The organism is Thiemannella venezuelensis, from assembly GCF_014203605.1.
GTDB classification, from domain to species: domain Bacteria; phylum Actinomycetota; class Actinomycetes; order Streptosporangiales; family Streptosporangiaceae; genus Planomonospora_A; species Planomonospora_A venezuelensis.
On the sequence record NZ_JACHJJ010000005.1, the window covers coordinates 269,955 to 288,274 of the forward strand.

At 73.5% G+C, this 18,320-nt stretch carries 18 protein-coding genes; 8 read left to right on the forward strand and 10 right to left on the reverse strand.

Annotated elements, in window-relative coordinates; translation table 11 throughout:
* The first annotated feature begins 150 nt into the window (after window positions 1-150).
* On the forward strand, window positions 151-618 hold the full coding sequence (locus FHS22_RS10755) for a MarR family winged helix-turn-helix transcriptional regulator (RefSeq protein WP_338047699.1): 468 nt from the start codon (window positions 151-153) through the stop codon (window positions 616-618).
* A gap of 89 nt (window positions 619-707) precedes the next feature.
* On the opposite strand, the gene FHS22_RS10760 is transcribed toward FHS22_RS10755, so the two are convergent.
* On the reverse strand, window positions 708-1,202 hold the full coding sequence (locus FHS22_RS10760) for a DUF1003 domain-containing protein (RefSeq protein ID WP_184940780.1): 495 nt from the start codon (window positions 1,200-1,202) through the stop codon (window positions 708-710).
* Window positions 1,203-1,210: 8 nt separating this feature from the next.
* Window positions 1,211-2,449: a magnesium transporter MgtE N-terminal domain-containing protein gene (locus FHS22_RS10765; RefSeq protein ID WP_338047700.1), complete on the reverse strand. Its 1,239-nt coding sequence runs from the start codon at window positions 2,447-2,449 to the stop codon at window positions 1,211-1,213.
* Window positions 2,450-2,579: 130 nt separating this feature from the next.
* On the opposite strand from FHS22_RS10765, the gene FHS22_RS10770 reads away from it, so the two are divergent.
* Window positions 2,580-3,524: an EamA family transporter gene (locus FHS22_RS10770; RefSeq protein ID WP_184940637.1), complete on the forward strand. Its 945-nt coding sequence runs from the start codon at window positions 2,580-2,582 to the stop codon at window positions 3,522-3,524.
* A gap of 60 nt (window positions 3,525-3,584) precedes the next feature.
* Here the strand turns inward: FHS22_RS10770 and FHS22_RS10775 are convergent, their stop codons facing one another.
* Together FHS22_RS10775 and FHS22_RS10780 are read right to left on the reverse strand one after the other, a co-directional pair.
* Entirely contained in the window at window positions 3,585-3,950 is a 366-nt protein-coding gene (locus tag FHS22_RS10775) for a hypothetical protein (RefSeq protein ID WP_184940639.1), read from the reverse strand.
* Between the two features lie 61 nt (window positions 3,951-4,011).
* Window positions 4,012-4,587: a biotin transporter BioY gene (locus tag FHS22_RS10780; protein WP_184940640.1), complete on the reverse strand. Its 576-nt coding sequence runs from the start codon at window positions 4,585-4,587 to the stop codon at window positions 4,012-4,014.
* A gap of 191 nt (window positions 4,588-4,778) precedes the next feature.
* Between FHS22_RS10780 and FHS22_RS10785 the strand changes: the two genes are divergently transcribed.
* Window positions 4,779-5,720 (forward strand): HpcH/HpaI aldolase/citrate lyase family protein, encoded by a 942-nt coding sequence (locus FHS22_RS10785; protein WP_184940642.1) that lies wholly within the window; start codon window positions 4,779-4,781, stop codon window positions 5,718-5,720.
* Between the two features lie 7 nt (window positions 5,721-5,727).
* Here FHS22_RS10785 and FHS22_RS10790 read toward each other — a convergent pair whose 3' ends face one another.
* A complete protein-coding gene (locus tag FHS22_RS10790; RefSeq protein ID WP_260407832.1) occupies window positions 5,728-6,297 on the reverse strand; it encodes a DUF6529 family protein in 570 nt (189 codons plus the stop codon).
* A 56-nt stretch (window positions 6,298-6,353) separates the two neighbouring features.
* Window positions 6,354-7,013: a hypothetical protein gene (locus FHS22_RS10795; protein ID WP_184940644.1), complete on the reverse strand. Its 660-nt coding sequence runs from the start codon at window positions 7,011-7,013 to the stop codon at window positions 6,354-6,356.
* Between the two features lie 449 nt (window positions 7,014-7,462).
* Between FHS22_RS10795 and FHS22_RS10800 the strand changes: the two genes are divergently transcribed.
* Window positions 7,463-10,801: a sialidase family protein gene (locus FHS22_RS10800; RefSeq protein WP_184940645.1), complete on the forward strand. Its 3,339-nt coding sequence runs from the start codon at window positions 7,463-7,465 to the stop codon at window positions 10,799-10,801.
* Here the strand turns inward: FHS22_RS10800 and FHS22_RS10805 are convergent.
* Window positions 10,764-11,228, reverse strand: coding sequence for an NUDIX hydrolase (locus FHS22_RS10805; RefSeq protein ID WP_184940647.1), 465 nt, complete (start codon window positions 11,226-11,228; stop codon window positions 10,764-10,766). The genes FHS22_RS10800 and FHS22_RS10805 overlap by 38 nt on opposite strands.
* Before the next feature lie 29 nt (window positions 11,229-11,257).
* Between FHS22_RS10805 and FHS22_RS10810 the strand changes: the two genes are divergently transcribed.
* The 4 genes from FHS22_RS10810 to FHS22_RS10825 all read left to right on the forward strand — a co-directional run bounded on the left by FHS22_RS10810 (window position 11,258) and on the right by FHS22_RS10825 (window position 14,284).
* A complete protein-coding gene (locus tag FHS22_RS10810; RefSeq protein ID WP_184940649.1) occupies window positions 11,258-11,896 on the forward strand; it encodes a DUF6758 family protein in 639 nt (212 codons plus the stop codon).
* A 40-nt stretch (window positions 11,897-11,936) separates the two neighbouring features.
* On the forward strand, window positions 11,937-12,551 hold the full coding sequence (locus FHS22_RS10815; protein ID WP_184940651.1) for a MarC family protein: 615 nt from the start codon (window positions 11,937-11,939) through the stop codon (window positions 12,549-12,551).
* 80 nt (window positions 12,552-12,631) lie between these two features.
* Entirely contained in the window at window positions 12,632-13,345 is a 714-nt protein-coding gene (locus FHS22_RS10820) for an MBL fold metallo-hydrolase (RefSeq protein ID WP_184940653.1), read from the forward strand.
* Window positions 13,346-13,351: 6 nt separating this feature from the next.
* On the forward strand, window positions 13,352-14,284 hold the full coding sequence (locus FHS22_RS10825; RefSeq protein ID WP_184940655.1) for a RecB family exonuclease: 933 nt from the start codon (window positions 13,352-13,354) through the stop codon (window positions 14,282-14,284).
* Between the two features lie 34 nt (window positions 14,285-14,318).
* On the opposite strand, the gene FHS22_RS10830 is transcribed toward FHS22_RS10825, so the two are convergent.
* The 3 genes from FHS22_RS10830 to FHS22_RS10840 all read right to left on the reverse strand — a co-directional run bounded on the left by FHS22_RS10830 (window position 14,319) and on the right by FHS22_RS10840 (window position 18,157).
* Complete coding sequence (locus tag FHS22_RS10830; RefSeq protein ID WP_184940657.1) at window positions 14,319-15,236, reverse strand: oxygenase MpaB family protein; 918 nt, start codon at window positions 15,234-15,236, stop codon at window positions 14,319-14,321.
* Between the two features lie 133 nt (window positions 15,237-15,369).
* Window positions 15,370-16,242, reverse strand: a complete 873-nt coding sequence (locus FHS22_RS10835; RefSeq protein WP_184940658.1) for an alpha/beta fold hydrolase — start codon at window positions 16,240-16,242, stop codon at window positions 15,370-15,372.
* Between the two features lie 103 nt (window positions 16,243-16,345).
* Window positions 16,346-18,157 carry a DEAD/DEAH box helicase gene (locus FHS22_RS10840; RefSeq protein WP_184940660.1) on the reverse strand — a complete coding sequence of 604 codons (1,812 nt, stop codon included), beginning with the start codon at window positions 18,155-18,157 and terminating at the stop codon, window positions 16,346-16,348.
* Window positions 18,158-18,320: the final 163 nt, after the last annotated feature.

Here is an 18,320-nt window from a genome sequence, read left to right on the forward strand (position 1 = left end):
CCCTCCTTGTCTGTTGTCGTCCAGGAGTTCCACGGGTGAGTCCATGGTAAGAACCCAGGGGGAGTGCGATGAATTCCGGTAGCCGCCCAAGTGAGCCGGATCCGGACAATTCATTGTGTAGATGCGCGTGCAACGTCCTAAGGTTACTTCGTGACCCTGACGGCGAGCGAGTCAAGAGGGACCATCAGCTCCGAGGAGCTGGTGGTCTGGCGCATGCTCCAGCGGGCCCAGGTGCGCATCACCCGGCTGCTGGAGGCGGATCTGCTGGTCGAGCACGACCTGGCCCTGGCCTCCTACGACGTGCTCACGCAACTGTCGGAGTCCCCGGACCGGCGGCTGCGGATGAACGACCTGGCCGAGCGGGTGCTGCTCTCACGCAGCGGCCTGACCCGGCTCATCGACCGGCTCCAGCGCGACGGCCTGGTCGAGCGCGAGGCCTGCACCAGCGACGCCCGCGGGCTGTTCGCGGTCCTCACCGACGCGGGCGCCCTGCGCCTGGCCGAGGCGACCCCCACCTACCTGCGCGGCATCCGGGACCGCTTCCTCGACGTCCTCGACGGCGACGAGCTCCGCCAGTGCGCCTCCATGCTCACCAAGCTGTTCCCCGAGGCCGAGTGACCTCCCGGTGACGCCGCCGCGGCTTCGGCGGGGTCCCGCCGGCCGGGGCCGTGCTCGGCTGGGTTCCGCCGCGGTGCGCGTGGCCGCGCTCAGCGGGTTCCGCCGGCCCGGAAGGCCGCGTCGTAGTCGTCCCGCAGCTCCTCCTGGAGGTGCTGGAGCTCCGAGCGGATGTAGTCGCGGGTGGCCACCTCGCCGAGGGCGATGCGCAGGGCCGCGATCTCCCGGGTCAGGTACTCGACGTCGGCCTGGTTCCGCTCGGCGGCCCGGCGGTCGTGCTCGTTCTGGATCCGGTCCCGGTCGTCCTGGCGGTTCTGGGCGAGCAGGATCAGCGGGGCGGCGTAGGAGGCCTGGAGCGAGAGCATGAGCGTGAGGAAGATGAACGGGTAGGGGTCGAAGCGCCAGCCCGCCGGGGCGAAGATGTTCCACAGGATCCAGACGGCGACGAACCCGGTCATGTAGACGAGGAACCTGGCGGTGCCGAGGAACCGGGCGATGCGTTCCGACAGGCGTCCGAACGCCTCGCGGTCGTAGGACGGGCGCAGGCGCAGGCCCAGTTCCCTCGGCTGGTCGAGCCGGTCGGTCATGCTCATGATCACGCTCCTTCTGCGCCGTTGTCCTCGTGCTCCCGCCAGTCTCCGGGGAGCAGGTGGTCGAGTACGTCGTCCACGGTGACCGCGCCGACCAGCCGGCCCGCCCCGTCCACCACGGGCACCGCGACCAGGTCGTAGTTGGCCAGGTACGAGCTCACCTGTCTGAGGGTGAGGTCGGGCCGGATCGGATCGAGCGAGTCGTCCATGACCGTGCCCAGCAGGGTGGACGGGGGCTCGCGCAGCAGGCGCTGGAAGTGGACCAGGCCGAGGAACCTGCCGGTGGGCGTCTCGACGGGCGGCCGGGACACGTAGACCTGGGTGGCCACGGCCGGGATGTGGTCCTGCTGGCGGATGTGGGCCAGGGCCTCGGCGACGGTGGCGCTCGGCGGCAGGATGATCGGCTCGGACGTCATGATGCCGCCCGCGGTGTTCTCCGGGTAGATCAGCAGCCGGCGGACCGGCGCCGCCTCCTCGGGCTCCATCAGCGCCATCAGCGCCTCGGCCTGCTCGGCGGGAAGGTCCTGGAGCAGGTCGGCCGCGTCGTCGGGGTCCATCTCCTCCAGCACGTCGGCGGCCCGTTCCGGTTCGAGGCGGCTGAGGATGCCGATCTGGTCGGGCTCGGGGAGCTCCTCCAGGACCTCGGCGAGCCGTACGTCGTCCAGGGCGGCGGCGACCTCGGCCCGGCGCTTGTCGGACAGCGTGTGCAGGGCGCTGGCCAGGTCGGCGGCGCGCTCGGTCTCGAAGGCGGCCAGCAGGGCGGCGGCGCCCTGGTCCTTCTGCACCGCGCCGAAGCCGCTGACCTCGTCCCAGTCCACGATCCGGTTGGCGCCGCGCCGCCGCAGGCCCAGCCCCGAGCCGCCCTTGACCAGCGCGACCTTGGTGATCAGCCACTCCGTGGTCCTGGTCTTCTCCATGGCCAGGTCCAGCACGGTCATCCGCTCGCCGCCGGTCTCCACCGACAGGTCGAGCATCTCGCCGATGACCAGGGTCTCCGAGGTCCGCTGCTCGAACCTGCGCATGTTGACCCGGCCGCTGAAGACGATCGACCCCGCCTCGATGGAGAGCACCCGGGTGATCGGCACGAAGACCCGGCGGCGCGGCTGCACCTCCACCACCAGCCCGTGCACCCGCGGCGGTGCGGAGACCGGGACGGCGACCACGACGTCGCGCAGCCGGCCGATCTGGTCGCCCGCCGGGTCGAAGACCGGGGTGCCGGCGAGCCGGGCGATGAAGATCCTCACATTTGAAGCGTAGGCCGTATGCCCGGACAGAGTCCCACGGCACGCCCATATGCCGGACTCCCCTTGCTGGTTCTTGCCCCGCCGTGACAGCATCAAAAGACTCGAACGGTAGTTACATGGGTGGTGTCATATGAGGCAGTCGGGGTTGCTGGTCGCGTTCGCGTCGTCCTGGTGTTTCGCCTTCTCCGGGCCGATGGCCAAGTACCTCGCCGCGGCCGGGCTCGCGCCGCTGGAGTCGGTCTGGGTCAGGATGGCCGGTGCGGGCCTGCTGCTCGTCGGCATCCTGGCGGTGGTCAGGCCCCGGGCGCTGCGCATCCCCCGTGCGCGGCTGCCGTTCTTCCTGGCCTACGCGGTGGTCGCGGTGGCGGGGGTGCAGGCGCTCTACTTCGCCGCCATCACCAGGCTGCCGGTCGGCGTCACCCTGCTGATCGAGTTCACCTCGCCGGTGCTCGTCGTGCTCTGGGTGCGGTTCGTCCGCCGGGTACGGCTGCCGCGCGCGGCGTTCACCGGGGCCGTGGTCGCGGTCGTCGGCCTCGGCATCGTGGTGGAGGTCTGGTCGGGCCTGAGCCTGGACCCGTTCGGCCTGCTGCTCGCCTTCGGCGCGGCGGCGTGCTGCGCCGGCTACTTCCTGCTCAGCGACGGCTTCGGCGACGACATCGACCCGCTCGGCCTGATCGCCTGGGGCCTGCTCGGGGCGGCCGCCGTGCTCGTCCCGGTCTCCCGGCCGTGGGACGTCCCGTGGCGGGCGCTCACCCGGACCGTCACCCCCGAGGGCGGGTACGCCCTGCCGGTGCTGGGGGCCGCGCTCTGGATGATCCTGGTCGCCACGGTCGTCGCCTACATCCTCGGCGTCACCGCGGTCCGCCGCCTCTCGGCGGCGGTCGGCTCCACGGTCGCCTCGCTGGAGGTCATCGCCGGGGCGGTGGTCGCCTGGGTCCTGCTCGGGGAGGCGCTGGGCGTCTTCCAGATCGCCGGCGGCCTGATCGTTCTGGTCGGCGCCTACCTCGCCCAGCGGGCCACGGCGGACCTGCCCGCACCCGTCAGGGAGGCGGGGGCGCCGGTTCCCGTGGCGTGAGGCGGGGCCGGGCCCGGCGGGAGGGCGCGGGGTCAGGCAGCCGGGGTCAGGTGGCCGGGGTCAGGCGGCCGGGGTCCGGGGCGTGAGCCGTACCACCTGGGACCCGGCGGCCCAGCGCTCCGTCAGGCCCGCTCCGTCGGCGGCGTTGAGCCGGTCCTTGGCGAGCGCGGCCACCGCCTCGGCGTGCGCGGCCTGGTCCACCACCTCGACGGAGGCGTCGAAGACGACCAGCCGCCCGCCGTTGTCCTTGCTCCGCAGCGTCACCTCGACCCGCTCGGAGCCGGCCAGCCCGGGGAGCTCCTGCTCGCCGCCGCCGGTCACCACGTAGATCGCGCCGTCGTGCCAGGTGTGCCAGGCCAGCCGGGGCCGGTCCAGTGCGAGCCACAGGATGCCCGACTTCTTGGCGCCCTCTTCGATCACGCTCATGAGACGACTGTACGGCCCGCGCCTCCGGGAGTCCGGGGCGCGGGCCGTACGGGATCGCGGGTCAGCGGCGGGCGAGCTTCCAGGCCGCCGGGAGCAGCCCGGCGGCGACGGCGATCTTGATCGCGTCGGTCACGACGAACTGGCCCGCGCCCGTCACCAGGGCGGTGCCCAGGTCCATCCTGGCGACGGCGATGAGGACCGGCAGGCCGAAGGCGTAGATGGCCAGGTTGCCCAGGACCATCGTGCCGACCGTGCGGGCGACGGTGCGGTCGCCGCCCCGCTCGGCGAGCCTGCCCACGAGGATGCCGGCGGCGACGAAGCCGAGCAGGTAGCCGAAGGTCGCGCCGACGAAGCCCGAGGTGCCCTCCGCGAACCACGGCACACCCGCGACTCCGGCGAGCACGTACACGGCCATGCTCAGCGCGGCGCGGTTCATCCCGAGGGCCGCGCCGACCAGCAGGACCGCGAAGGTCTGTCCGGTGAAGGGGACCGGAGAGCCGGGGATCGGGAAACTGAGCTGCGCGGCCAGGCCGGTCAGCGCGGCGCCGCCGGCGACGAGCGCGACGTCGCGGACCCAGGTGCCGGGGATGAGGTCGGACAGTACGGCGGGCCGGGCCGCCGAGGAAGCGTTTGCCATCGTTTATCTCTCCCTTTACCGATGCGTCGTGCTCATTATTCGGACATTCCATCACCGATCCGCTCAAGGGGTGTGCCAAGAACGAGGACGAGACTTTGTATGACCGCCATAGAGGCACGTCCGCGGCAGGGGACGGCGGCGGAACGGGACCGGCCCGCCGGTCCGGGCCGAGCGCCCGCTACGGTGTGGCCATGCGCTCCCGACGTTCGTGCCTCGCGGTCCCCGGCAGCAGCCCCCGCTTCCTGGAGAAGGCCCAGGGCCTGGCGGCCGACGAGGTCTTCCTCGACCTGGAGGACTCCGTCGCGCCGCTCGCCAAGGAGAGCGCGCGCAGGAACATCGTGGCCGCCCTGCGCGAGGGCGACTGGTCGGGCAAGGTACGGGTCGTGCGGGTCAACGACCTCGGCACGCAGTGGACCTACCGGGACGTCATCGAGGTCGTGGAGGGCGCGGGGGAGTTCCTCGACTGCCTGATGCTGCCCAAGGTCGAGGACGCCGCCCAGGTGGTCTGGCTGGACACGCTGCTCACCCAGATCGAGAAGGCCAACGGGCTGCCGGTGGGCCGGATCGGCATCGAGGCGCAGATCGAGAACGCCCGCGGGCTGGTCAACGTGGACGCCATCGCCGGGGCCTCGCCCCGCCTGGAGACGCTGGTCTTCGGTCCCGCCGACTTCATGGCCTCGATCAACATGCGGACCCTGGTGGTGGGCGAGCAGCCGCCCGGCTACACCGAGGGCGACGCCTACCACTACATCCTCATGCGGATCCTGATGGCCGCCCGCATGCACGACCTGCAGGCCATCGACGGGCCGTACCTCGCGATCAAGGACCTGGACGGCTACCGCCGGGTGGCCGGGCGCTCGGCGGCCCTCGGGTTCGACGGCAAGTGGGTGCTCCACCCGACGCAGGTGGAGGCGGCCAACGAGGTGTTCTCGCCGTCGCAGGAGGACTACGACCACGCCGAGCTCATCCTGGACGCGTACGCGTACTACACGACGGTGGAGAGGCGCGGCGCGGTCATGCTCGGCGACGAGATGATCGACGAGGCGTCGCGGAAGATGGCGCTGGTGGTCGCGGCCAAGGGCCGTGCCGCCGGTCTCCCCCGCACCAGCGCCTTCACTCCGCCCACCGCCTGACGCCGGTCTACAGCTTGACCCCGATCGTGGTGAAGAACCACAACGACGAGGTCAGCCAGAGGCCGGTCAGCGCGGTGAACGCCAGCCCGCCGAGCAGCGGGAGCGTCCAGCCGGGCAGCCCGCGCCTGGGCAGGGCCAGCATCTTCGCGGTGAACACGCCGTAGAAGAAGCAGCCCAGCAGCGAGTGGACCATCACGCGCGCCACGTCGAACTGGGCGCCGAGCGCGTACAGGCAGTGGAACGCCACCGGGATCGTCAGGACGAACGCGATCCGGCCCGACCAGCGGTGCAGGGTGCCGATCCACGGGACGTCCATCTTGATCTTGCCCCACATCACCAGGGCGGAGAAGACCTGGACCAGTGCGAGCAGGAACGCGCCGGTGGTGAGCCAGGACTTCATGGCCAGCGGCCCGGAGAACCCGGCCGGGCCGACCGCGTAGCCGGTGGGCGCGTGGACGCGCCCGTACAGGCCCAGCGCGACCGCGACCAGCCCGCCCACGACGAGCGGGACGAGCAGCGGGGCGAGGTTCTGCCGCTGCGGGAGCCGGGAGACCTGCGTGTCGTTCATGTCGCTCATGGGATCTCCTCCGGAGTTCGCGTCCGTGAACGCGCCGCGCCCGTCGATTCGCTCGCTCACGAGATCTCCCCGATGAACTCGTCGACGTCCTTGGGGTCGACCTCTTCGCCGTTGACGGTCGCGTTCTCGCCCGGTTCGGGGATCGCGACCTCGGCGGGCTCGCCGTCGACGAGGGCCAGGCCGACCCTGCTGCCGTCGTCGAGGTAGATCCAGCCCGCCCGGACCTGCGCGCCGCGGACGATCGCGCTGGCCCGGTAGAGACCGGAGGGCTTCTTGACGGTGGGCGCGGCGAAGTCCCACTGCTCGGCGCCGAACTCCAGCGTCCCGGCCGCCCTGCCGCCGCCGAGCTTCGCCTCGACGGAGGCGCCGCCCGGGCCGGAGAGGGTGACCCGGCCGTCGGCGGCCTTGCCCTTGAGCCAGGCCTCGATCCTGCCGTCGCAGAAGTAGCCGACGGCCTTGCCGTTGCGGATGGAGATGGCGATGAGTCCGCCGTTGCCCCGGACCCGGCCCGCGTAGTCGGCCTTGGCCGGTACGGGCTTGGCGGTCTTGGACGGTGCGGGCGACGCCGAGGCCTCCGAGGTGGCCTCGGCCACCGGGGCGGGCCCACCCTGGGCGGCGTCCTGTGTCGTCGGTGAGGTGGTGGCGCTGAGCGCGCCGAGCGCGACGGTCATCACCGCGCCGACGGCCAGCGTGAGAACGGGCCCCAGCCGTTTCATGATCTGCTCCCTGGGGTTGGATTTCTTCCTGCCCCCCATGAAAGGTCCCACCGGCCGGGACGTCTGTGAAGTAATCCGCACAGGGCGTTCTTCTCCGGTTTTCCCCTGACGGCGGATCGGGTCCCGTCCGGGCGGGGTGCCGGACAGGATCTCCGGACGCGATGACTCGGATTTATCGCTGTAACAAGTGATAAATCAGATGTCGAGTTGATGAATCTCACTAGAGAGGTCTCGCCAGAGCGGTCCCGGCGTGTTGATCTGGAAGGTGTACGGCCTGCCGCAGGAGTCCGGATCACGGAGGTGATCGTTTCGACGGGACGGGTAGTAGTAGGGTCGCCTGGGATTCGCCGTTCCCGCAGGGGATTGCGGTCGATCGCCATGGGACGAGTGGAACGGTCCGGACGTCAGGGACTCCGGACGCGTAGGCTTCCTGCGAGGAGGTGCTGAGCGTGGCCTCGGGCCCTCACGACCCGCGCTCGCGAGAATGGCCGCCGGACGACGACGGCGTGCCCGACGGCACGGCACGGCCGCCCCGGTCCCAGGAGCCGCAGGAGCCCCCGCCGACGATCCAGCACACCCCGCCCGGTCCCTCGGACGACCGCACCCGGGGTCTGCCCCTGTCCTCGCCCTGGATGTCCCCGCCCTTCGCGGCCCCCGCCCCGGACGACGAGGACCCTCCCCGGTCCCCCGGCGAACGCCGCCGCCCCTACACCCAGCCGTACGGCCCCCGGCTCCCGGCCCCCGCCGGTCCGGGCGGTTCCGAACCGCCCGCCCGCGCCGACTCCGACCCGTCCTCGTCCGACCCGTCCTCGTCCGACCCGTCCTCCTCTGGGCCGTCCGGTGCCCCGGACGACGCCGGAACCTCCGCCGGGACGCCCGCGCAGCCGGAGGCCCCCGCCGCCGCGCCGGGGCTGCGCCGCAGGGCGGTGAACCGGCCGGACCTGCTGGTCGCCTCGGGGCCACCGGGAGGGCCCGGTGCCCCTGTGCGGGCGGTGCCCGGGGATCCCGCGGTTCCGGCGGGATCCGAGCCGGTACGGGACCCCGGGCCGGTGAGCGGTTCCGGGCCGGTACGGGAACCCGGACCGGTGCGCGGACCCGTGCGCCCGCCGGACGCCGAACTCGTGTGGCCGATCCGGGCACCGGAACCGGCGCCCGGGCCGCCCGCCGCGCCCGCTCCCGCGGAGCCGGAGGAGCGGCGGGACGGACCGCGCGCGCCGTACGGGCTCCGGCGCGAGGGGGACGGGCCGCCCCCGGCGCACGACCGGGACGAGCCGCCCGCGCCGTACGCGCAGGACGGGCCGGACGACCCGCACGAGCAGGACGACTTCGAGCCGGTGCGGCGCGTCGGGCGGCCGCCCGGCGGCCGTCCGGCGCGGCCGGACCTCCTGGTGGCCCAGGGGCCGCCGCGCAGGCGCGGTCCCAACGGCGGGCGGCACCACCGCTCGGCCACGGCGCCCTCGGCCGTGCGCCGTTCCAGCCCGGCGCGGAGCAGGCGCGGCCGGGGACTGGTCATCCCCTTCCTGATGGTGCTCGTGCTGACCGCCGCGGTCGGCGGAGGCCTGGTGCTGTGGGGCTGGGTGAGCAGCCCGTTCGCCACGGGCCTGCGCCTGGTCGGGGACGACTTCCGGCTCGGGGACACGGCCTTCGTCTCCCCGATCGCCGGGCACGGCGACGGGTCCAACCAGGTGCTCAACGACATCGCCTCGGTCGGCTCCACCACGGTCGCGGTCGGCAGCGACACCACCAGCCCCGTTCCCCGGCCGCTCTTCCTGGTCTCGCAGGACGAGGGCGCGACCTGGGGGCTGGGGGAGGTCACCGGACCGGTGGGGCGGGAGGGCGCGCCGACCACCGTCGGCCTGGTGGCGGGCGGCGACGGCCGCTGGCTGGCCGTCGGGACCGAGCCGTTCACCACCGCGCCCGGGCTGTGGACCAGCGCCGACGGCCGGTCGTGGACCGCGGTGGACCCCGGGGGGCTGACGGCCTTCGAGACCGGGGGCCAGATCATGGACCTGGCCCGGACCTCCTCCGGGTTCGTCGCGGTCGGCGCCACCTTCCTCGACGACGGCGCCTACGGAGCCGCGGCCTGGACCTCCCAGGACGGGCGGAGCTGGACCCGGGTGGAGGCGCGCGACCTCGGCGCGTCCGTGCGCGGCCTCCAGGCGGTCGCGGCCCGGGGGGACGCCGTGGTCGCGCTGGCCGACCCGGCGGAGGGGGGCTCCGGCGCCGTCGTCCTGCGCTCGGGCGACGGCGGCAGGTCCTGGCTGCGGGCCGGGAAGCCGCTGGACGGCGTGACCCCGCGGGCGGGCTCGCTGGCCGCGGAGGGCGGGGGCTTCGTGCTCGTCCCGCTCCAGCAGCGCGACGCCAAGGGCGAAGTCCGCGTCTACTGCTCCGCCAACGGCGGCACCTGGGACCGGTGCGGGACCATCACCGGGCTGGACCCGCAGGGGTCGGGCGTCAGGCGCCTGGCCTCCTCCGCCGCCGGGGTGGCCGCGGTCGCGGAGTCGGGCCCCGAGCGCTACGCCGTCTACACCAGCGGAGACGGCCGCGACTGGACCGGGACCACCGAGCTCGGCGAGGTGTCCGGCACGCTGCGGGCACTGGCGATCTCCGACGCGGGCACGCTCGTCGCCGGAGGCGACAGGCGCGCCGTGGGGGAGGACAACCGGCTCGTCCTCCTCACGGCGCCGAAGGGAGGCCAGGCGCGCCCGGTCGACCTGGACGCGATCGCCGGCCTCAACCGGGCGGCGCGGGAGACGGCCAGGGTGGCGGCGGCGGAGGAGGGCGGGTTCGTCGCGGTCGGCACGGCCTCGGGCGACGCCGCGATCTGGACCAGCGAGGACGGCGCGGAGTGGCGGGCCGGCGGTCCCGCGCAGATCTTCGGCGGAGAGTACCGGCAGGCGCTCAGCGACGTCGTGCACGGCCGGAGGGGCTGGCTCGCCGTGGGCGGCACGATGAGCGGGGTCGCCTCGACCGAGCCCCTGCTCGTCACCTCGGCCGACGGGCGGAACTGGCGCCGGGTCCCGGTCATGGGCCCCCTCGGGCGCCGGGACGGCCACGACTCCCTCGCCGCGCACGCGGTCGCGGCGGGCCGCTCCGGATACGTGCTGGCCGGCGAGGAGCGCGGGCCGGCCTCCGTCACCCCCGTCCTGTGGTTCTCCGCCGACCTGAAGCGCTACACCAGGGTGGCCAGGCTCCCCTCCGGGGGCGCCGGTGTTCGCCTGCGCGACGTCTCGCCGACCTCCTCCGGCTACATGGCCGTCGGAGGCTCCGGCACGGCGGGGCGGGAGACCGGCGTGGTCTGGGTCTCGGCCGACGGGGTCACCTGGACCGCGCGCAAGCCCGTCCTGCCCGAGGGGGCGAGCTCGGCGGACCTGCGGCACGTGGTCACGTACGGCGGGCAGGTGGTCGCGGCGGGCGTGGCGGAGACCGGGCAGGGCCCCCGCGCCTTCGCCGCGGTCTCCCGGGACAACGGGGCGACCTGGCGGATGGCCTGGCTTCCGGCTGACCGGGCGGCGGCCGTGCAGGACCTGGCGGCGACCCCGGAGGGCGTGGTGGCGGTGGGCTGGCAGGGCGAGCCCGGCGCCGGGGACAGTGCGGCCTGGACGTCCGAGGACGGGCTGTCCTGGCAGCGGCACACGCCCACCCAGGGGCGGCTCGCCGGTGAGGGCGCCCAGGCGCTCGGCGCGGTGGCGGTCTCCGGCGACCAGGTGGTGGCCCTGGGCCGGTCGACCACCTACGACGCCGACCACCTCATCCTGTGGCGTTCGACCCTGGCGGCCGGTCGATGAGCGCCCATCCGGCCAGGGCGTCCAGGAGGCCGGGGGAGAGCGGCAGGCGCGGCAGCTCGCCGGGGTCGAACCAGCGGGCGTCGGCGGCGTCGTCACCGGCGGCGAGCGCGCCGCCGGTGACCTCGGCCAGGTAGTCGCGGATCTCGTAGACGGCGCCGCCGGGGCCCGGCCGGTCCACGACGCCGGCCAGGGAGCCGACCGCGACCGTCAGGCCGGTCTCCTCCAGGACCTCGCGGGCGACCGCCTCGGCGTCGGACTCGCCGGGCTCGACCCGGCCGCCGGGGACGGACCAGAGTCCCGCTCCGGGAGGACGGCCGCGGCGCACAAGGAGCATCCGCCCAGATGCATCAAAAATGATCGCTCCCACACAATTTACGCGCACATAGACAATATTACGACTGCATAACGGGTGGCACCCTTGACTCATGGGTGGCTGGGAGCGCACCGTGGGTAGTCGTGAGAGCCTCGCCTACCTGCCCGCGCTGTTTCGGGCCGCTCCGCCCGCCGAGTGCTTGGTCAAGCGCCTGGCGGTGCGGTCCGCACGGTGACGTCCTGCCGCTGCAGCCGCCGAGACAGCCGTCGTCCGCCGCCGTGGAGGCGGTCAGCCGGAACGCCCGCGTCCCGGTCTGGCTGCCGTGGCCGCTCCCGCCGGGCTGGCTGGTCACCGGCTTCACCGAGGCGGGTGACGAGCGCACGGGCGGCCGGGCCACGGTGGTCGCGCTCTCCGGCCCCTCCGTCACCCGGGGACCGGCCGACCTGCTTCTCATCGCGGAGGAGCCGGGGGTGGGCCTCGGTGCGGGCTTCGCCGGGCTGGACGGCCCCGACCCGGGAGACGGGTTCGGCGCCGGCCCCCCGCACGCGAAGATCGAGGTGAAGGGGCATCCGGCCGCGCTCTGGTGCGTGGACGCCGCGCCCGACCGGGCGGTCTACGCGGGCGAGGCCCTGGGAGACTGGCTGTGGGCGATCGCCTGGCCGGCCGAGGCGGGCTGCCTGATCGTCCTGTCCGAGCTCTCCCTGCGCGACCTGCGCGACGACGGTCAGGCGTTCGACCTGCCCTTCGGGGCCTTCTCCCCCCGCCTGGGCGGAGGAAGCTGACCTTCCATTGCTCTCCCCCCGACCGGCCCAGGGGGGATTCGTGTTCGATGTCCAGTTCTTCGTCGAGGCGTTCGTCACGATGTTCGTCATCATGGACCCGCCCGGCGTCATCCCCCTCTTCCTGGCCTACACCGGCGGCAGGGGGGCGGCGGAGCGCAGGAGGGTCGCCTGGCAGGCGCCCATCGTCGCGTTCTGCCTCATCGTGGTCTTCGCGGTGTTCGGCCAGGCGATCCTCGGATACCTGCACGTCGAGGTGCCCGCCATGCAGATCGCGGGCGGCCTGCTGCTCCTGCTGGTCGCCCTCCAGCTGCTGACCGGGGAGACCGAGCCGCCGGCCGGGAGCATGAAGTCGAACGTGAACGTCGCGCTCGTCCCGCTCGGCACCCCCCTGCTCGCCGGGCCCGGCGCGATCGTGGCGACGATCGTCTTCGCCCAGCAGGCGGAGGCCAAGAGCGGCGGCATCCTGGCCCTGGCCATGGCCATCGCGGCCGTGCACATCCTGCTCTGGGTGTTCATGCGGTTCTCGGTGGGGATCGTCCGGGTCATCAAGGAGAACGGCATCGAACTCGTCACCCGCATCGCGGGCCTGCTCCTGTCGGCCCTCGCCGTACAGCTCATCATCACCGCCGTCCGCACGCTCGTCGCGACCGGGTGACCGGCATCCGCACATGCGCCGGGACCGGACGGGCCGTGATGCGCAGCATCGCCGTTAATGGGGCAGTAAGGTTCTGAGTCGTGACAGCGCGTATCGAGCGAGTGGTGACCGAGGGCGTCGTCGATGTCGACGGCGTCGAGCACAAGGTCGAGAGCAACACCTGGATCGTGGGTGACGATGAGGAGGTCATCGTCATCGACCCCGCGCGTGACGCGGAGAAGATCCTGGAGCAGGTCGGCGAGCGGGAGGTGCTCGCCGTCATCTGCACCAGCGGCCTGCCCGACCACGTCGGCGCGGCCATCGAGGTGGCGGCGCGGGACGAGGCGGTGGTCGCCATGCATCCCAAGGACAAGCCGCTGTGGCGGCGGACCTGGCCCGACACCTGGCCGGACATCGAGCTGGAGGACGAGGGCGTGTTCGCCGTCGCCGACGTCGAGCTGGAGGTCATGACCACCCCCGGCGTCACGCACGGCTCCATCTCGCTCTACAGCGAGGACCTGGACGCCGTCTTCACCGGCAAGACGCTGCTGGCCGACGGCCCCGGCAAGCTCGAGGGCGAGTACCCCGCCCTGGCCGACCAGCTCTCCACGATCGGCGGGCGGCTGTTCACCCTGCGCCACAGCACCCGCGTGCTGCCCGCGCACGGCGAGGAGACGGTCATCGGCGAGCTGGAGCCGAAGTTCGACTCCTGGCTGTCCGGCTCGCTGACCGGCGGCTCCGCCGCCGCGGACGAGGGCCCGCTGACCGACGGGACGCGCGCCGCGGGGATCCGGCTGAACACCGACGGCGACTAGCCCTCGATGGACCAGCTCCCCCTGGAGGGAATGCCGCGGCGGCTGTACGCATGCACGCCGTCGCGGTTGAACACCTGGCTGGACTGCCCCCGGCGCTACCGGTTCACCTACCTGGACCGGCCGGCCCCGCAGCGGGGGCCGCGGTGGGCGCACAACAGCGTGGGCGTGAGCGTGCACAACGCCCTGGCCGCCTGGTGGCGGGAGCCGTACGACCGGCGCACTCCGGCGGTGGCGGGCGTCCTGCTCGCGAACGGGTGGATCGGCGACGGGTTCCGCGACGCCGAGCAGTCGTCCGCCTGGCGCGACCGGGCGCGGGAGATGGTCTCCGGGTACGCCGCGACCCTCGACCCCTCCGACGAGCCCGTCGGCGTCGAGCGGACCGTGGCGACCCGGACCTCCGTCCTGGCCCTGTCCGGCCGGGTCGACCGGCTCGACCGGCGGGGCGGGGAACTGGTCGTGGTGGACTACAAGACCGGGCGCCGCCCGCCGGTCGACGACGACGCCAGGTCCTCGCTGGCGCTGGCCGTCTACGCCATCGCCTCCGCCCGCATGCTGCGCCGCCCGTGCCGGAGGGTGGAGCTGCACCACCTGCCGAGCGGCTCGGTCACGGCGTGGGAGCACACCGACGAGTCCCTCGCCCGACACCTGGGCCGCGCCGAGGAGATCGGGAGCGAGGCCGCCGAGGCCGACGAGGGCTACCGGGCCTGGGCCGGCGCCGCGGGCCGGGACTCCGGCGGGGCGGGGGGCTCCCGCCCGAGATCCGGTGCGGCGGGCGGCCCGGGCGCCGACCGGGTGCCGCCGGCCGTCCCGCCGGAGATCGACGCGCTCTTCGCGCCGCGCACCGGTCCGCTCTGCTCCTGGTGCGACTTCCGCCGCCACTGCCCCGACGGTCAGGCCGCGGCCCCCGACAAGGCTCCCTGGGACGGCCTGGCCGGTTGAGGGGCCCCTCCGGGGGTCCCCCGGCGTGCCCGGGTCAAGCGGCCTTCGCGGCGCCCGCGGGCCAGCGGCGGGGGTCGGTCAGGCCCTTGAGCCCCCGGCTCACGTCGTAGCCGGCCGCCTCCAGCCGCTCCCGCGACGCGGCGAGCATCTCGCGGGTGTACGGCATGAACGCGCGGTCGTGGACGGGCTCGGGGACCGAGTTCATGCCCAGCCGGAACGCCCTCAGCGCCGCGGTCACCGTGGCGCGCGGCACCTCGGGCAGCACGCCGTACAACCGCCTGGCCCAGTGCGGCAGCGAGTAGTAGCACAGCGCGCCGAACGGGAAGTAGGCCGGTTTGCCGGGGTTGAGCATGCGCAGCTCGGCGGGCAGGCGCGGCCACAGGAGGAAGCGGACGGTGGCGGCGGCCTCGGGGGTGACCTTCAGCCTGGGCCTGACCTGTGTGAAGTAGGCGTCCATCTCGGCGAGCGAGCCCGGCACGTCCTCCGCGTGCAGGCCCACGTAGGAGGCGCTGCGGCGCTGCTCGGCCAGGTAGCGGTCCGCCTGGCGGTCGGTCAGCCCGAGGCCCGCCCGGCGCGCCACCGACAGGTAGGACGAGACCTCGGCGCAGTGCACCCAGAGCAGGAGCTCCGGGTCGTCCACGCGGTGGATCCGTCCGGTGTCGGGATCGTCGATGCGCAGGGTCCGGTGGATGCCCCGGACCCTGCGGCCGATCTCGTCGGCCTCCGCCGGGCTGCCGAAGGTCACCCGGCCCACGAAGTCGGCGGTACGGCGCAGCCGTCCGAACGGGTCCTCCTGGAAGTTGGAGTTCTGCCAGACGCCCCGCATCGCGAGGGGGTGCAGTGCCTGGAGCATCAGGCCCCGGACTCCGCCTATCCACATGGAACGGTCGATGTGCACCAGCCAGGTCGCGGTGTGCGGGGGCTGGACCACGATGTCGTCGATGCTCTCCATAGTAAGTAGATGGTTACACACCATTCGACGGGTCGTCCAACAGGGGTGGGCGGAGTGCTTGCGGCGCAGGTGGGCGGCGCGCCGGCGGGACCGGCCGGGAACGGGCGGGCGGGGTGCCCGCCCGGGGCGGGCCTCAGCTCAGCAGCCGGGCCTCGGCGGCGTTCCAGAACCGGGTGAGGGCGGCGGCCGTGGTCTCCGGGGCCTCCACGGCGGGAGAGTGGACCGCGCCGGGGACGACCACGCACTCGGCGTCCAGCCGCAGGGCCATCTCGGCCTGCATCGCGGGCGGCCAGCCGTCGTCGTGCTCGCCGTACAGCACCAGGGTGTCCACCTCGACCTGGGTGAGCTCGTCGCACCGGTCGGGGGCGGAGAGCACCTGCCGGGTCATGGCGGCCATGCCGACGGGCGAGTTGGAGAACAGCCGCTTGCGCAGGAACGCCACGATCTCGTCGGGCACCCCGGCGGCCAGCGCCTCCGGCTCCATCCGGTTGTGCCACAGGTGCTCCATGCCGAGCTCGGGCAGCTCCGTGAGCATGGCCCGGCCGAAGCGCTCGCGCGGGCCGACGATCGCCGCGGGGCCCGAGCTCATCAGCGTGTAGGACGCGAACTTGGTGCGGCCGTCGATCACCGCCTCCCGGGTGACCAGCCCGCCGAAGGAGTGGCCGACCAGGTGGACGGGCTCGCCCTCGCCGATCGTCTGCGCGAGGAGGTCGACGTCGTTGCCGAGCGCCTCGCAGGTGTAGGCCTCGGGGTCGTCGGGGCCGCCCGTCTCGAACTGGCCGCGCATGTCGACCGCGATGACCCGGCGGCCGGACTGGGCGAGCGTCTGCAGGACCGCGATGAAGTCCTCCTTGCTGCCGGTGAGACCGGGGACCAGCAGGGCGGGCCAGCGCTCGGGGACGCCGCTGACGGGCAGCGCCTCCAGCGCGGCGAAGGAGCCCGCCGACGTGTCGATCGAGGCCGGGCGGACGCCAGGAGGCAGGGTCAGAAATCGCGGCGTACTCACGTGAGACCACGATACCTCTATGACCGGGATGGCTCGGTGTCTGAAGGAGGACGACGGAAGGGGCCCCGCCCCTGCGGGCGGAGCCCCTTCCGCGCTGGTACGGCTAGTTCGGGCGCCGCGGGCTCCGCTGGGCCCTGGGCTGGGGCCGGCGGCGGTTCTGGATGCGCTCGGAGGCCGCCGAGGGGGCGATCTCGTCGTCGTCCGTCGCCAGGTCCGGCGACTGGAAGATGACCGTGAACGGGCTGGCCGGAATGATCTTCTCCGGCTGGGGCCGGGGCGCCTCCGGCGCGGGCTCGTCGTCCCGGGCCGGGCTGCCGGCCGCCACCGGCTCGCCGAGACCGGCCTCGGGGTTGAGCCCGGTCCTGCGGGTACGGCCGCGCCGGGGCGCGGGCTCGTCGTTGCTCGGTGCCACGTCCGCCTCCACCGGAGGAAGTTCGACGACTTCTACGACAGGGTCCTGGATCCGCCCGGCCTCGACCGGCGCCGGGGTCTCCTCGGTGACACGGCCGCCGCGGGTGCGGCGGCTCCTGGTCTCCTGGGCGGGACGGCGCTCCGCCTCCTCCGCGAGAGGGGCCGGCGTGACCGCGGCCTCCTCCTGCACGGCCTCTTCCTGCACGGCCTCTTCCTGCACGGCCTCCGCGCTCCGGCCGCCGCGGGTGCGGCGGCGCTCGCGGGGGGCGCGGGCGGGCCGCTCGCGGCGCTCCTCGCGGTCCTCGTCACGGCCGCGGCGGGAACCGCGCGAGCGGACGCGGCCGGTCTCGCCGAGGTCCTCGACCTCTTCGGCGGCCAGGCCCGCGCGGGACCGGTTGGCCCGCGGCAGCACACCCCTGGTGCCCTCGGGGATGCCCAGGTCGCTGTAGATGTGCGGGGAGGTCGAGTAGGTCTCGGCGGGGTCGGCGAAGGAAAGCGAGAGCGCGTTGTTGATGACCTTCCAGCGGGTGAGGTCCTCCCACTCCACGAAGGTCACCGCGACGCCGGTACGGCCCGCACGGCCGGTGCGGCCGATCCGGTGCACGTAGGCCTTCTCGTCCTGCGGGCAGTCGTAGTTGACGACGTGGGTGACGTCGTCGACGTCGATGCCGCGCGCCGCGACGTCGGTCGCGACGAGCACGTCGATCTTGCCGTTGCGGAAGGCCCGCAGGGCCTGCTCGCGCTGGCCCTGGCCAAGGTCTCCGTGGACGGCCGCGGCCGCGAACCCGCGCTCCTTGAGCTGCTCCACGACCATGTCGCAGGCGCGCTTGGTCTCGCAGAAGACCATCGTGAGACCGCGGCCCTCGCACTGCAGGAGGCGCCCCAGGATCTCGATCTTGTCCATCCGGTGCGTGCGCCAGACGAACTGCGTGGTCTGCGGGGTCGCCTCCGCCTCGGCGTCGTTGGTCTCGGCCCGCACGTGGGTGGGGCGGTTGAGGTAGCGGCGGGACAGGGCGACGATCTCGCCCGGCAGGGTGGCGGAGAACAGCATCGTCTGCCGCTCGGCCGGGACGAGCTTGATGATGCGCTCGATGTCGGGCAGGAAGCCCAGGTCGAGCATGCGGTCGGCCTCGTCCAGGACGAGCATGGCGATCTGGCTCAGGTCGAGGTGCTTCTGCTTGACCAGGTCGAGCAGGCGGCCCGGGGTGCCGACGATGACGTCGACGCCCTGCTGGAGCGCCTCGATCTGGGGCTCGTAGGCACGCCCGCCGTACACGGTGAGGATGCGGGAACCGAGCTTGCCGGCGGCCGTGACCAGGTCCTCGGTGACCTGGAGGGCCAGCTCGCGGGTGGGCACGACGACCAGCCCGCGCGGCTTCTTCCGGTTCTTCCTGGGCTTGCCGACACGCTGGAGCATCGCCACGCCGAAGGCGTAGGTCTTGCCGGTGCCGGTGCGCGCCTGGCCGATGATGTCCTGGCCGCCGAGGGCCAGAGGGAGCGCCATCTCCTGGATGGGGAACGGCGCGGTGATGCCCTCGGTCTCGAGGGCGTCGGCGATCTCTGGTGTGACTCCGAGGTCTCGGAAGGTCGTCAGCTTGGGCCTGCCTAAGTCTCCGTTGAAGGCAGTCCTGCCGGGACCGCGGGCGAAAAGATCTCCCCGTGCCGGG